A 13936-nucleotide genomic window follows, 5' to 3' on the forward strand; every position below is an offset into this window, starting at 1 on the left:
CCGATCTTGGATTGCTCCGCGATCCGAGAGAGACGCCGAGTGTGACTATCACATTCACCGTGCCTCTGCTTGCCCGTCGAGGGCTGCCTTCCACGCAAATGGCACAACCAAAACGCCCAGTAAGGCGAACGCTGCCAGTATCGCCCATGCGTCATTGACGCTCCAAACAAAAGCAGCCGCTCCGCGCCGAGGCTCAGCATATCGTCTCGACCGGCGTCCGCGTCGGCGCAGCATCGGCACGCGTCTAGGTCAGCGATCTGCGCGAACGATTTCTGCTACCGCAGTTAAACTGCGCGGGTCAGATCTCTCGTTCGCTGAAAGGCCTTCGCTGAGGTGTAGCAAGCTTCAAGCAGCGCTCGAGCTTTGGAGATTTTGCAGCGTCATAGAGACTATTTCTTCTCGCCCGCCGCAACCGAGAGAATGTCTCCGAAGCAATTCCAGCGATCCCCCCTCGAATCTCGTCAGTTGCTCCGACCAGACCCGTCGCTTCGATACTGCAACGACGCTCAACCATCGCATCTCTTAAGAGCCAGAGACTAGCGATCCTGGTCACAGCTGCACCAGGTAATGGCCACGCCGCAGTCACACCTTCGCCATTTCTGATGTTCCCAAGCCGTGCTAACCAGCTGTCGGGTCTACAGCGGAGAAGCCGTCTCTCGGGTCGAGGGGATACCCGCACTGGAGTCGGTCATGCCCGGTCAAATTCCCTTCTTCGTGCCTAAGCGCACGATCACCGCTAGTGAGGTCGCGGGCATCGCGGGCTTACTTTTTGTTACAAAAGATTTCCTCATTTCGGCTGGAGCAGCGCTAGAGACAGCGCGCCGCGGCGAGCTTAGCTATATGGACAATCACAAGTATCTTGAGGCCTTGAGGCAGACTAATGCAGGCGCTTGTCTCGTCTCCCCGCGCTTCAGCGCGTCCGTTCCAAAGGAGACCTACTCTTTTGTGACACCTCAGCCGTATTTGATTTACTCAAGGATCCTCGCGTTGCTCTATCCAGGGGCCGCTATCCCGGGGTCACTTTTCGAGACCGTCGGCATTTCTCCAAACGCCACGATTCATGCCTCGGCCATCATCGATTGCGGGGTTACCATCGATCCCGGCGCAGTGATCGGTCCCCGGGCCAAGATCGGTGAACGCACTTATATCGGGTCAAACGTCGTGATCGGTCCAGACGTAACCATCGGGAGCCATAGCTCGGTCGGCGCCGGCGCTATCATTGCGCACGCAACTGTCGGCAATCACGTCATTGTCCATCCAGGCGTATCGATCGGGCAGGACGGCTTCGGATTCGTGCCCGACAAAGGCGGACATATAAAAATTCTCCAGGTCGGAGGCGTCATTATTGAGGACTGCGTCGAAATAGGCGCAAACACGACCATCGATCGCGGGTCGACCCGTAACACGTTTATCGGCGAAGGCACGAAGCTCGATAACCTCGTACAAGTCGCCCACAACGTGACGATTGGCAGGCACTGCCTCATCGCCGCGCAAGTCGGAATTGCCGGGTCCGCAACTCTCGGGAGTTTTGTTGCAATAGGCGGCCAGACTGGAATTGCTCCTCATCTGACGATCGGCGACGGCGCACAGATAGCCGGTGCAAGCGGCGTCACGCGCGACGTGCCCGCAGGAGAGCGGTGGGCAGGATTCCCAGCCCGGCCCAGCCGCAGGTTTTTCCGGCAATACAAGGCCATGGAAATGCTTGCGGCCGGTTACCGCGAGACAAACGATCGATGAACATGAAAACCGCCGGACTTGGTTTTAGCCGAACGGTGATCAATCGCATCCCCACGACCGTTGCAGAGCGCCCCAAGACGCAGGACCTTCCCCTGAAGCCGTTCGCCGTTATTCAATGGTCAATCTGTCAAAGGGGCGGTTTATGACACGCCTGAAATATCGGTTTTTTGGCCGGTTGATGGACAGGTTAGTGTTTTCTCCACGCGCGACGAGCGGTTACCGCGGCGGGATGTCGCCCCGTGCCCAGCACTCACGCGTACGTGCCCGAAACTCTTCGAACGTTCCGGCCTCGATGGATGCGCGGATACCCTGCATCAGGCTCTGGTAATAGGCGATGTTGATTTCCGACAGCAGCATCGCGCCGAGGGTCTCACCTGATCGCACCAGATGATGCAGATAGGCGCGCGAGTAATCGCGCGCCGCCGGCCAAGTACTCTCTTCGTCCAGCGGACGCGGATCATCCTGATGCCGCGCATTGCGCATATTGATCTGGCCATAGCGTGTGAAGGCCATGCCGTGGCGGCCGTTCCGGGTCGGCATCACGCAGTCGAACATGTCGACGCCCCGCGCCACCGCTTCCAGCATATCATCCGGCGTGCCGACGCCCATCAGATAGCGCGGCCGATCCGAGGGGAGGATCGGAACCACCTCCTCGATCATCGCCAGCATCACCGCCTGCGGCTCGCCGACGGCGAGGCCGCCGATCGCGTATCCATGAAAGCCGATATCGATCAGCCCCTGCGCGCTGGCGCGGCGCAGTTCCGGCACGTCGCCGCCCTGCGCGATGCCGAACAGCATGTAGCCGTCCGGCGCCGTCTCGAAGGCGCGCTTGCAGCGCTCGGCCCAGCGCAGCGACAGCTGCATCGCGCGGTCGATGTCGGCGTGTTCGGCGGGCAGCCGCACGCATTCGTCGAGTTGCATGGCGATGTCCGAATTCAGCAGCCGCTGGATCTCGATGGCCCGTTCCGGCGTCAATTCGAACTTCGCGCCGTCGATATGTGAGCGGAATGTGACGCCCTGCTCGGTCACCTTGCGGAGCTGTGCCAGCGACATCACCTGGAAACCGCCGGAGTCGGTCAGCATCGGGCCGTTCCAGGTCGTGAATTTCTGCAGGCCGCCGAACGACGCGATGCGTTCTGCGCCGGGACGCAGCATCAGATGATAAGTATTGCCCAGCACGATGTCCGCGCCGGCATCGCGCACCTCGCGCCAGTGCAGGCTCTTCATCGCGCCGAGCGTGCCGACCGGCATGAAGGCCGGCGTGCGGACCACGCCATGCGGCGTCGTCAGCTGGCCCCTGCGTGCCGCGCCGTCAGTGCGCAGCAGTTCAAAATGATTGGCGACGGTCATTGATTGCTTGTGTCCCGAAACAGCAGACTGGCGTCGCCGTATGAATAGAAACGATAGCCGGTCGCGATGGCATGGGCATAGGCCTGCTTCATAGTCTCCATGCCGGCAAAGGCCGAGACCAGCATGAACAGCGTCGAGCGCGGCAGATGGAAATTGGTGAGCATGATATCGACCGCACGGAAGCGATAGCCCGGCGTGATGAAGATTGCGGTCTCGTCGGCAAACGGATGAGTAACGCCGTCCTCCGATGTCGCACTTTCCAGTAGGCGCATCGAGGTCGTGCCGACGGCGACGACGCGTCCGCCGGCCGCATGCGCCGCATTCAGAGCATCAGCGGTCTCACGCGAGATCATGCCCCATTCGGAATGCATCTTGTGCTCGGCGGTGTCGTCAACCTTTACCGGCAGGAACGTCCCTGCCCCGACATGCAGCGTGATGCGATGCAGGCCGACGCCGCGCGCCTTCAAGGCAGCTTCCAGCGCCGGCGTGAAATGCAATCCCGCAGTGGGCGCAGCTACGGCACCGTCATTGGCGGCGAACATGGTTTGATAGTCCGCAGCGTCGCGCTCGTCCGGCGCGCGCTTTCCGGCGATGTAAGGCGGTAACGGCGGTGCGCCCAGTTCGGCAATCGCCTGATCCAGCGCCGGGCCATGAAACGAGAAGGAGAAGATGATCTCGCCGGCGTCGCCCTTGTGCTCGACTTGGGCGTCGAGGTGTCCAAGCAGGCAGACGCGGCCTTCATTGCCGAAGCGAACCGTATCGCCTTCGACGAGCTTCCTGGCGGGCCGCACCAGTGCCTGCCAGCGTGAACCATCGAGCCGCTTGATCAGCGTCGCATCGATCTTCGGTTCGGTGTCGCGGCCGATGCGGCGGCCACTGAGCTGCGCCGAGATAACCCGGGTGTCGTTGACGACAAGCTGATCGCCAGGCTTCAGCCAGGCCGGCAGATCCGAGACGACATGATCCTGCACGCCGATCCCCGGCTGAACCACAAGCAGCCGCGCGGCATCGCGCGGGCTGGCAGGCCGCAACGCGATGTTCTCGACCGGAAGTTCGAAATCGAAGATGTCGGTACGCATAATGGTTTGGATTCTATCGCGCTCGAAATTAACGAAAAGCGCCTGTCTTCACCTCTCCCCTCCGGGGAGAGGTCGAAACCACAGCGAAGCGAAGGTTTCGGGTGAGGGGGAGAGCAACATGGAAAAGGGGGCGAAACGCCCCCTCACCCGCGCCTTCGGCGCGACCTCTCCCCGGTGGGGAGAGGTAAGAAAGCGCCTTACGTCGCGATCAGGCGGCCGCGTCGGCAGCCATGGTGGCCTTGACGATCTTGTCGGGGTTCTGCACCGGCTCGCCGCGCTTGATCTTGTCGACGTTCTCCATGCCCTCGGTAACCTTGCCCCAGACAGTGTACTGCTTGTTGAGGAAGGATGCGTCGTCGAAGCAGATGAAGAACTGGCTGTCGCCGGAGTCCGGGCTGGCCGCACGGGCCATCGACAGCGTGCCGCGCACATGCGGCTCGTTATTGAATTCGGCCTTCAGCTTCTTGCCCGAACCGCCGGTGCCGGTGCCCTGCGGACAGCCGGTCTGCGCCATGAAGCCGTCGATGACGCGGTGGAAGACGATACCGTCGTAGAAGCCTTCGCGCACCAGCTCCTTGATACGGGCGACATGGCCCGGGGCCAGATCCGGGCGCATCTCGATGGTGATGGGACCCTGGGTGGTTTCAAGGATCAAAGTATTCTCGGTAACAGCCATGCTCGTCTCTCTACTGGTTTGGGTAAGTTTCGGCGGTCGTCAAACCGCAGTCGGAAGGGGCGTCCAGCGACCGCGTCGCCCAGGCCCCCGGTAAATGGCATCGGCGTGCAATGTTGCAATGTCTCCATCACAGCCGTTCGGTAGGCGACGCTGTCGGCCTCGGAGGCACCCGGCGTCTCGAAGGTAATTCTCGGCTTGCCGAGAAGTTCACCGGAGCGCGTCAGGCTGAAGAGCACCGTGATCTCCATGCCCGGATGGCCGCGCGGCAATGCCGGCGGTTGCCAGCATGCTTTCAGTCTTCCGAACATGCCCTCCAGGGTGCTAACGGCGTCAGACTGGGCCGACGCCGGATGCCCCTGAAGGACGCCAGACAGCAACGATGCCGCGAGCAGAGCAACGACCCTGCGTCGCGGCATCATGGTATTTACTTGATGTCGGAAGCGACCTGAACCTTGACCATCTTGTCAGGGTCGGTCACGGCACCGCTGGCCGAACCGGGCGGCGCCTTCTTGAGCTTGTCCACCACGTCCATGCCGGCGACGACATCGCCCACCACGGTGTACTTGCCGTTCAGCGATGAACCTTCAGCGAACATGATGAAGAACTGCGAATTGGCCGAGTTCGGATCGCCCGCGCGGGCCATGCCTACCACGCCGCGCTTGAACGGCACCTGCGAGAATTCGGCCTGCACGTTCGGATACTTCGATCCGCCGGTCCCGTTGAAGTTCTTGCCGTCGCCGGTCTGCGCCATGAAGCCGTCCATCACGCGGTGGAACGGCACGTTGTTATAGTAGCCTTCACGGGCGAGCAGCTTGATGCGCTCGGCGTGCTGCGGGGCGATATCGGGGCGCAACTTGATGATGATCCGGCCCTTGGTCGTATCGATAACGACCGAATTGGCCTTGTCGAGGCCAGCCGGAAGTGCTGCCGGAGCCTGCGCGAAAGCGGGAGCCGCGAACATCAGCGCGGCAGCAAGTGCGACTATACGGATCATGGAAACTCCGGATCAGAGAAAGCCGGTCAGCCGGCGTTTGTTTAAGCGGCGAATTTGGACTTGAGGCTCTTGGCGACCGCGTCCGGCACGAAAGCCGAAACGTCGCCGCCCATCGCGGCGATTTGCCGGACCAGTGTGGCGGTGATCGGGCGGACGCTCACCGAGGCCGGAAGAAATACCGTCTGCACATCCGGCGCCATGGTCTCGTTCATGCCGACGATCTGCATCTCGTAATCCAGATCGGTGCCGTCGCGTAGGCCACGGATCATGATCGTGGCTCCCAGCTTCTGCGCCGTGGTCGTCGTCAGATTGTCATAGGTGATGCAATCGAAGTCGCATCCCGCCGCCTGGGCGATCGGACCGAACACCTGCTTCACCATCTCCAGCCGTTCATCTGTCGAGAACAGCGGCTTCTTGCCGGGGTGCACACCGATCGCGACGACGAGCTTGTCGCACAGGCCAACGGCATGGCGGACCACGTCGAGATGGCCATTGGTGACGGGATCGAATGAACCGGGATAGAGCGCGATACGAGGCATTCCCCCTCCTACCCCGCCCCCGTTCGGGCCGCAAGCCGACTTGGTTCCGTCCGCTGGGGCCGAATAGCCGATGTTTATTTTCCGGCCGGACTCGAACCGGAAGGCAGGTCAGCGCGTCTACTGGGTACGCAGCGACGATGCTGAAAACACTGGGCTTTCCAGCCTCATGTGTCGTCACGCGCGTTCGGATGAAACACAAGCCGGGGCGGATGAAACCACTTTGCCCGGAGACGACAACTTCCTGAAACCGGGTCTGATTAATCAGGCAAGCACAGGAAGCGACAAACAAACCGGGCCAAAATGGCCCGAATGACAGGGGACCGTCATGATCAAGGCTCTTTCAGCAGTTGCCGTCGCAGCATTCATTGCAGCCGCCCTCACCGTTCTCCCGGGCTTTGCCCCGAAGGTCGAGGCGTCGGTGCCGGTAGCGCTCGCCAAGGCCGACCGCCTCGATATCCGCGCCGTGGGCCGCGGTTGCTCGGAACAGGCCTGGCCGAATTTCGAAGCCTCCTGCCTGCGCAACGCCGCTACCAAGACCGTCACCATTCGCGAAGCCCGCCTGGTGACCACCGAGCGTCGCTAAGCGGAAAAGAATACCGCGCCCCGGCCAGAGCCGGGGGCGTACTGATATTCAATCTGGACAATCGCGACACCTCCCCCGAACCCGCGCAACGCATAGTTCAGTGAAATTCCCGCGACACCTGCTTCAACAAATTTCATAGTAATTCGCGACGCAACGTCGCAGACTGACGGTCAAGCGCAATTGTCAAGCGCGAGTCCCGTGAGGGCTGCCAGTGACTGCCATTCCAGCCGCATCGCCAGGCCGCTCTGGCGGACTTCCTCTCACGGCAACGATCGGCGCGCTCGGCGTCGTCTATGGCGATATCGGCACCAGCCCCCTCTACGCATTGAAGGAAGCCGTGAAGGCAGCGGCCCATGGCGGGCCTCTCACGTCCGAAGCAACGCTCGGCGTGGTGTCGCTGATCCTCTGGGCGTTGATCCTGATTATCTCCCTGAAATACGCGCTTCTGATTCTGCGCGCCGACAATCGCGGCGAAGGCGGCATCGTCACCCTGCTGGCACTGCTCCACGCGCGCGATGCAAAGCCGGGCACATGGCGCGTACATCTGCTGATCGTCGGCCTCGTCGGCGCCGCCCTGCTCTATGGCGATGGCGCCATCACGCCGGCGATCTCGGTACTATCAGCCATTGAAGGCCTCAAGGTCGATGCACCGTCGCTGGCGCCGGCCGTGGTGCCGCTCACCGTCATCATTCTGATCGGGCTGTTTCTGATGCAGAGCAAGGGCACCGGTTTTATCGGCGGTATCTTCGGGCCGGTGATGCTTGGCTGGTTTGCCGTGCTCGCGCTGCTCGGCATCCATGGCATCGTACAATCGCCCGGCGTGCTCGCTGCCGTCAGTCCGCTCTATGCATTCGAATTCCTGATCCACCAGGACTTCCACATCAGTTTTGCCATTCTCGGCGCAGCCTTCCTTGCCGTGACCGGCGGCGAAGCGATGTATGCCGACATGGGCCATTTCGGCCGGATGCCGATCCGGCTCGCTTGGTTTGCCATAGCCTTGCCGGCGCTGGTGCTGAACTATTTCGGCCAGGCGGGACTGCTGATCGCCGACCCCACCGCCATCGACAACCCGTTCTATCAACTGGCGCCGGATTGGCTGCACTATCCGCTGGTGGCGTTTGCGACTGTCGCGACGGTGATCGCCTCGCAAGCTATCATCTCCGGTGTGTTCTCGCTGACGCAGCAATCGATCCAGCTCGGCTTCCTGCCGCGGATGCAGATCCGGCACACGACCAGCCACGCCATGGGCCAGATCTATGTGCCGCTGGTGAACTGGCTGCTGGCAGCGGCGACGCTGGCCGCCGTGCTCAGCTTCGGCACATCGGACGCGCTGGCAGGCGCCTATGGCATCGCCGTGTCGCTGCTGATGGCGATCACCACGCTGCTCGCGGCACTGGTCGCGCTGCAATGGGGCTATCCGCCGCTTCTCGTCGTGACGGTGAACGGCATCTTCTTCATCATCGATTGCATCTTCTTCGCCGCCAATTCCACGAAGCTGTTCGAGGGCGGCTGGTTTCCGCTGCTGTTGGCCGGCGCAGTCGCGTTCCTGATGTTGACCTGGCGCAGCGGCGTCAAACTCGTTGAAAGCGCCCGCGCCAAACTGCGTCAACCCGAAGAGGACCTGATCGAGACGGCCGTCAGTCGCTGCCATGCGCGGCTCAATGGCACCGCGGTGTTCCTGGCATCCATGCCGAATGGCGTGCCGCTGGCACTGACGCAATTCGTCAAGCACAACCACGTCCTGCATGAGCGCGTCATTCTGGTGACTGTGCTGATCTCCGAAGTGCCGCGCGTCCCGGATGCCGATCGCGCCGAGATTATCGAAGTCATTGAAGGGATCACGCGCGTCATCCTGCATTACGGCTTCATGCAGTATCCAACGATTTCGGACGGGCTCGGTCTGGCCTCCGAACAGGGCAAGCTGCCCGGCATCGACCTCGCCGAGATCACCTATTACATCGGCCGGGAGACCATCATTCCCAGCGACAAGGTCGCCGGGATGGCGGTGTGGCGCGAAACCGTATTCGCGTTCCTGCAACGTAACGCCGAACGCTCCGCAGCGTTCTTCGGCGTGCCGACCAAACAGGTCGTCGAGTTCGGCACCGAAATCGAGATCTAAACGCTCGCGATTTAAGCCTCGGCCGGTAGCGACTGCTCGCAGCAAGCGTGGCCGAACTTCCAGGCCGCCTGTCTGCGTTCTAGCGATCGACGCCCGCAAGGCGCGGAGCCTCTGCGAAACACGCGATGAGCATTTCGGTGAGGACTCGTACCTTTCGAGGGGGATGCTGACTTGGCGGGCGGATGACATAGACACCTGCCGGTGGCGGCGGATGGCGTGTCATGACCGGAACAAGCGCGCCGGAGGCGACATCGTCATGGGTGATGCCATCGGGGAGCCAAGCGATGCCCAGTCCTGCCAATGCTGCGGCGCGAAGAGCCGTGCCGTTATCGGCTTTGAAGCGCCCTTGCGGGCGCACCGTGATTGTCTTGTCGCCATCCATGAATTGCCAGGCTTCTGTGCCCTGCATGAGAGCCTGATGCGCAACGAGCTCGTCCGGCGTCTCGGGGAAACCATGCGCTTCGATATAGTCCGGGCTCGCGACCAGTTTTCCATAGATGGGACCGACGTGTCGCGCGATCAGGTTGGAGTCCGGAAGATAGCCAACCCGGATCGCGCAATCGAAGCCTTCGGCGATGAGATCAACGAAGCGATCACTGTAGACGCTATGGATGTGGAGCTGCGGGTGCCGTCGCGCCATGTCCGCAAGCACGGGAGCTAAGTGCGTTGGGCCGAAAGTCAGCGGCACGGCGATGCGTAAGCGGCCGCAAAGCTCACCATCAGGCAGGAGCAATTCCCTGGCCGCGTCGATCTCGGCGCAAGCTCGCGCTGCATGGTCGCGAAACGCGACTCCCGCTTCGGTGAGCGCAGCGCCGCGCGTGGTTCGTGCGAGAAGCTGCACGCCAAGTTCCGCTTCAATGCGAGCAAGCTGCCGACTGACGATCGACTTGGAGACGCTGAGCCGACGCGCAGCGGGCGAAACGCCCCCGGCATCGGCAACTTCCACGAATGTCCTGAGCGCTTCGATATCCAATTCGGCGTTCCCCATTCCGCAACACAGCTTGCCACGGAAGGGCACTACCTCATCAAGCCCAAGAACGGCAATACCCCGTCAAGACAGCGCCGCCGTTGGCGCATGTCCCATCAAGAAGACCAATCTCACTCATAACGGCACCAGAGGATATATTCATGACCTTTCGTAATGGCCTTGCGTCGCTCCTTCGTCCCGAAGACTCGGTCCTCATTCTGATCGACCACCAGCCCTACCAGCTCGCCAACGTGAACAGCCATGAACCACAGATGGTGATCAACAATACCGCGGGCCTGGCGAAGGCCGCCAAGGCGTTCGGCGTTCCCACCATCCTGACCTCGGTGCTCGCCGAGCGTGGCGGTCTCTTATTCCCTCAGATCACCGACGTGTTCCCCGGCCAGGAGGTGATCGACCGGACCTTCATCAACACCTGGGAAGACCCGAAGGCGGTGGATGCCGTCAAGGCAACGGGCCGCAAGCAATTGATCATCGCGGGCCTGTGGACCGAGATCTGCGTCGCTATGCCGACGATCCAGGCCCTCGGCGAGGGCTGGGACGTAACGGTCGTCACCGATGCCTCGGGCGCCGTTTCGGTCGAGGCCCATCAGGTCGCCATCCAGCGCATGATCGCGGCCGGCGCAAACATGATGACCTGGCTGGCAGTGGCCGCCGAATGGCAGCGCGACTGGGCGCGGGCTGAGAGTGCCGCCAAGCTAACGGAAGTGATGACGCAGCATGCAGGCGGCAGCGGCATTGCGTATCTGTGGGAGCAACAGCTGCTCAATACGCCGGCGCCGAAGAGCGCAGGCGCATAGCGCCGAAAAGCGAGCAAGCGCGAGGTGTTGGGTTCTCGCTTCGCTCAACCCATCCCGCACATCACATACATAAAAGAAAAACCCGCGGCATGACCGCGGGTTTTTTATCAACGTGCCAGCCGCTGCGGAGAGTCTCAGCCCTCCGCCACCGGCGCACCATTGCCGTTCTCGCCCTCTTCGCCCTCGCCCGCCTCGCCGATGTGCTCGACCGACACGACGTGCTCGTCGTCAGCCGTGTTGAACACGATGACGCCCTGTGTCGAGCGGCCGGCGATGCGGATGCCTTCCACCGGGCAGCGGATGAGCTGTCCCTTGTCGGTGACAAGCATGATCTGGTCGCTGTCTTCGACCGGGAACGAGGCGATCAGTTTGCCATTGCGGCCATTGACCGACATTGCAACGATACCCTTGCCGCCGCGGCCGGTGGTTCGGTACTCGAACGATGAGGTCCGCTTGCCGTAGCCGTTCTCGCTGATGGTCAGCACGAACTGCTCACTGGCCGACATCTCGACATAGCGCTGCTCGCCGAGTTCGATGGCGCCGGTCGCCTCTTCGGTCTCCACGGCCGCCGCCGCTTCGTCCGCGACATCGGCACGCTCCTCGGCGCCGCCGCGACGCACCGCATTGGCGCGGCGCAGATAGGCAGCGCGCTCATCGGAGTTCGCCTCGAGGTGACGCAGGATGGTGAGCGAGATCAGCTTGTCGCCATCTGCCAGCGAAATGCCGCGCACGCCCATCGAGCTGCGGCCCTGGAACACACGCACGTCAGTCACCGGGAAACGGATGCACTGGCCGCCAGCAGCGGTCAGCAACACGTCATCATGTTCGGTGGCGATCTGCACATCGACGATGGCTTCACCTTCGTCGAGCTTCATCGCAATGATGCCCGAGCGGCGGACGTCGACGAAGTCCGACAGCTTGTTACGCCGGACATTACCGCCTGTCGTCGCGAACATCACGTCGAGGGTTTCCCACGTCGCTTCGTCCTCGGGCAGCGGCATGATCGTGGTGATGCGCTCGCCTTGCTCCAGCGGCAGGATGTTGATCATCGCCTTGCCGCGGCCGTTTGGCGGCGCGATCGGCAGGCGCCAGACCTTTTCCTTGTAGACCTGGCCGCGCGACGAGAAGAACAGCACCGGCGTATGGGTCGAAGCCACGAACAGCCGCGAGACGAAATCCTCGTCGCGCGTCGCCATGCCCGAACGGCCCTTGCCGCCGCGGCGCTGCGCCCGATAGGTCGAGAGCGGCACGCGCTTGACGTAGCCATGATGCGACACCGTCACCACCATGTCTTCGCGCTGGATCAGGTCTTCGTCTTCGACCTCGCCCTCTTGTTCCATGATGACGGTCTTGCGCGGCGTCGCGAATTCCGACTTCACCGCGCCGAGTTCGTCCTTGATGATGCCCTGGACGCGCGCGCGCGAACGCAATATCTCCAGATAGTCCGCAATCTCCACGGCGAGCTTGTCCAGCTCGTCGGAGATTTCTTCGCGGCCCAGAGCTGTCAAGCGAGCCAGTCGCAGATCGAGAATAGCCTTGGCCTGTTCGAAGGACAGCCGCGCGGTGCCGTCTTCCTCGAGGCGATGACGCGGATCGTCGATCAGCATCATCATCGTCGCCACATCCTGCGCCGGCCAGCGGCGCTCCATCAGGATGTCGCGCGCGGTAGCAGGATCCGGCGAAGTCCGGATCACACGAATGACCTCGTCGATATTCGCCACCGCAATGGCAAGGCCGACCAAAATATGCGCGCGGTCGCGGGCCTTGTTCAGCAGGAACTTGGTACGACGCGTGACCACCTGTTCGCGGAACGCGACGAAGATCGTCAGCAGATCCTTCAGGTTCATCAGCAGCGGACGGCCGGTGTCGAGCGCCACCATGTTGGCACCGAAATTGGTCTGCAGTGGCGTGAACTTGTAGAGCTGGTTGAGCACCACTTCCGGCACCGCGTCACGCTTCAATTCGATGACGACACGAAACCCGTCACGGTCGGATTCATCGCGCAGATCCGAAATGCCTTCGATTTTCTTGTCGCGCACCAGTTCGGCGATGCGCTCCACCATGGTGGCCTTGTTCACCTGGTACGGGATTTCCGAGACGATGATCGCTTCGCGGTCCTTGCGCGCCGGCTCGATCGAGACCTTGCCGCGCATCACGATCGAGCCGCGACCGGTGTGATAGGCCGTACGAATCCCGGCGCGGCCGAGAATGATGCCACCCGTCGGGAAATCCGGACCCGGGATAATCTTGTTCAGATCGTCAATGGTGAGTGACGGATCATCGATCAGCGCGACGCAGGCGTCGATGACTTCACCGAGATTGTGCGGCGGGATGTTGGTGGCCATGCCGACGGCAATGCCGCCGCCGCCATTCACCAGCAGATTCGGAAACTTCGCGGGCAGCACGCGTGGCTCACGGAAAGAGCCGTCATAGTTGTCCTGATAGTCGACGGTGTCCTTGTCGAGATCGTCGAGCAGCGACTGCGCGATCTTGGTCAGGCGCGATTCAGTGTATCGCATCGCGGCGGCCTGATCGCCATCCACCGACCCGAAATTGCCCTGACCGTCGATCAGCGGCACGCGCATCGAGAAGTCCTGCGCCATGCGGACCATGGCGTCATAGACCGACTGGTCGCCGTGCGGATGATACTTACCGATGACGTCGCCGACGGTTCGCGCCGACTTGCGATACGGCTTGTTCCACTCGAAGCCGTTCTCGTACATTGCGTAGAGAATGCGCCGATGCACCGGCTTCAAACCGTCGCGCGCATCCGGCAGCGCACGCGCCACGATCACGCTCATGGCGTAATCGAGATACGAACGCTTCATCTCATCGAGGATGGATACGGGACGAATATCCGAGGGGGCTGGTGGCTCCCCAGGCTTCTGGTCTTCAGTGTCGGACAAGGATGATTTCCGGTCAGGTTTTGCTGGGAATCATATAGCGCATCGCGCGCCTTCAAGCCACCCCGTAGACAACGCCCGCGGCTCTATTTTCCTGCTGATTTTTCAAATGCTTACGGGAGCTATACAGGGCTTGTGAAGTGGCCCCGAATAAGCCAGCCCAAGGCGGCC

Annotated in this window: 12 protein-coding genes; 5 read left to right on the plus strand and 7 right to left on the minus strand. The window is 61.9% G+C overall.

Annotated elements, in window-relative coordinates; translation table 11 throughout:
• Nucleotides 1–690: 690 nt before the first annotated feature.
• Complete coding sequence (gene lpxD / locus A4A58_RS07015; protein WP_068730944.1) at nt 691–1737, plus strand: UDP-3-O-(3-hydroxymyristoyl)glucosamine N-acyltransferase; 1047 nt, start codon at nt 691–693, stop codon at nt 1735–1737.
• Between the two features lie 216 nt (nt 1738–1953).
• On the opposite strand, the gene tgt is transcribed toward lpxD, so the two are convergent.
• The 5 genes from tgt to coaD form a co-directional block, all read right to left on the minus strand.
• Nucleotides 1954–3087, minus strand: coding sequence for a tRNA guanosine(34) transglycosylase Tgt (gene tgt / locus A4A58_RS07020; protein ID WP_068730762.1), 1134 nt, complete (start codon nt 3085–3087; stop codon nt 1954–1956).
• On the minus strand, nt 3084–4166 hold the full coding sequence (gene queA, locus A4A58_RS07025; protein ID WP_068730763.1) for a tRNA preQ1(34) S-adenosylmethionine ribosyltransferase-isomerase QueA: 1083 nt from the start codon (nt 4164–4166) through the stop codon (nt 3084–3086). The genes tgt and queA overlap by 4 nt, the downstream gene beginning before the upstream one ends.
• Before the next feature lie 208 nt (nt 4167–4374).
• Entirely contained in the window at nt 4375–4842 is a 468-nt protein-coding gene (locus A4A58_RS07030) for a peptidylprolyl isomerase (protein ID WP_068730764.1), read from the minus strand.
• A gap of 424 nt (nt 4843–5266) precedes the next feature.
• Complete coding sequence (locus tag A4A58_RS07040; protein ID WP_068730766.1) at nt 5267–5836, minus strand: peptidylprolyl isomerase; 570 nt, start codon at nt 5834–5836, stop codon at nt 5267–5269.
• Nucleotides 5837–5877: 41 nt separating this feature from the next.
• Nucleotides 5878–6375 (minus strand): pantetheine-phosphate adenylyltransferase, encoded by a 498-nt coding sequence (gene coaD / locus A4A58_RS07045; RefSeq protein WP_068730767.1) that lies wholly within the window; start codon nt 6373–6375, stop codon nt 5878–5880.
• A 70-nt stretch (nt 6376–6445) separates the two neighbouring features.
• Between coaD and A4A58_RS30205 the strand changes: the two genes are divergently transcribed.
• The 3 genes from A4A58_RS30205 (at nt 6446) to A4A58_RS07055 (ending at nt 9077) form a co-directional block, all read left to right on the plus strand.
• Entirely contained in the window at nt 6446–6688 is a 243-nt protein-coding gene (locus tag A4A58_RS30205; protein ID WP_139069794.1) for a hypothetical protein, read from the plus strand.
• 12 nt (nt 6689–6700) lie between these two features.
• Entirely contained in the window at nt 6701–6958 is a 258-nt protein-coding gene (locus A4A58_RS07050) for a hypothetical protein (RefSeq protein ID WP_068730768.1), read from the plus strand.
• Between the two features lie 211 nt (nt 6959–7169).
• A complete protein-coding gene (locus A4A58_RS07055; RefSeq protein WP_068730769.1) occupies nt 7170–9077 on the plus strand; it encodes a potassium transporter Kup in 1908 nt (635 codons plus the stop codon).
• A gap of 79 nt (nt 9078–9156) precedes the next feature.
• Here A4A58_RS07055 and A4A58_RS07060 read toward each other — a convergent pair whose 3' ends face one another.
• Nucleotides 9157–10050, minus strand: a complete 894-nt coding sequence (locus A4A58_RS07060; protein ID WP_068730945.1) for a LysR family transcriptional regulator — start codon at nt 10048–10050, stop codon at nt 9157–9159.
• A gap of 155 nt (nt 10051–10205) precedes the next feature.
• Between A4A58_RS07060 and A4A58_RS07065 the strand changes: the two genes are divergently transcribed.
• Nucleotides 10206–10862, plus strand: a complete 657-nt coding sequence (locus A4A58_RS07065; RefSeq protein WP_068730770.1) for a hydrolase — start codon at nt 10206–10208, stop codon at nt 10860–10862.
• 134 nt (nt 10863–10996) lie between these two features.
• On the opposite strand, the gene gyrA is transcribed toward A4A58_RS07065, so the two are convergent.
• The gene (gene gyrA / locus A4A58_RS07070; RefSeq protein WP_068730771.1) at nt 10997–13768 is read right to left on the minus strand and encodes a DNA gyrase subunit A; all 2772 of its coding nucleotides are present in this window, start codon (nt 13766–13768) and stop codon (nt 10997–10999) included.
• Between the last annotated feature and the right edge of the window lie 168 nt (nt 13769–13936).

Source organism: Tardiphaga robiniae, assembly GCF_001618955.1.
Classification (GTDB): Bacteria; Pseudomonadota; Alphaproteobacteria; order Rhizobiales; family Xanthobacteraceae; genus Tardiphaga; species Tardiphaga robiniae_A.

Bases quoted from the DNA above. Each gene is read 5' to 3' on its own strand.
- lpxD (WP_068730944.1), top strand. From the start codon at position 691: ATGCCCGGTCAAATTCCCTTCTTCGTGCCTAAGCGCACGATCACCGCT.
- tgt (WP_068730762.1), bottom strand. From the start codon at position 3,087: ATGACCGTCGCCAATCATTTTGAACTGCTGCGCACTGACGGCGCGGCA.
- queA (WP_068730763.1), bottom strand. From the start codon at position 4,166: ATGCGTACCGACATCTTCGATTTCGAACTTCCGGTCGAGAACATCGCG.
- A4A58_RS07030 (WP_068730764.1), bottom strand. From the start codon at position 4,842: ATGGCTGTTACCGAGAATACTTTGATCCTTGAAACCACCCAGGGTCCC.
- A4A58_RS07040 (WP_068730766.1), bottom strand. From the start codon at position 5,836: ATGATCCGTATAGTCGCACTTGCTGCCGCGCTGATGTTCGCGGCTCCC.
- coaD (WP_068730767.1), bottom strand. From the start codon at position 6,375: ATGCCTCGTATCGCGCTCTATCCCGGTTCATTCGATCCCGTCACCAAT.
- A4A58_RS30205 (WP_139069794.1), top strand. From the start codon at position 6,446: ATGTTTATTTTCCGGCCGGACTCGAACCGGAAGGCAGGTCAGCGCGTC.
- A4A58_RS07050 (WP_068730768.1), top strand. From the start codon at position 6,701: ATGATCAAGGCTCTTTCAGCAGTTGCCGTCGCAGCATTCATTGCAGCC.
- A4A58_RS07065 (WP_068730770.1), top strand. From the start codon at position 10,206: ATGACCTTTCGTAATGGCCTTGCGTCGCTCCTTCGTCCCGAAGACTCG.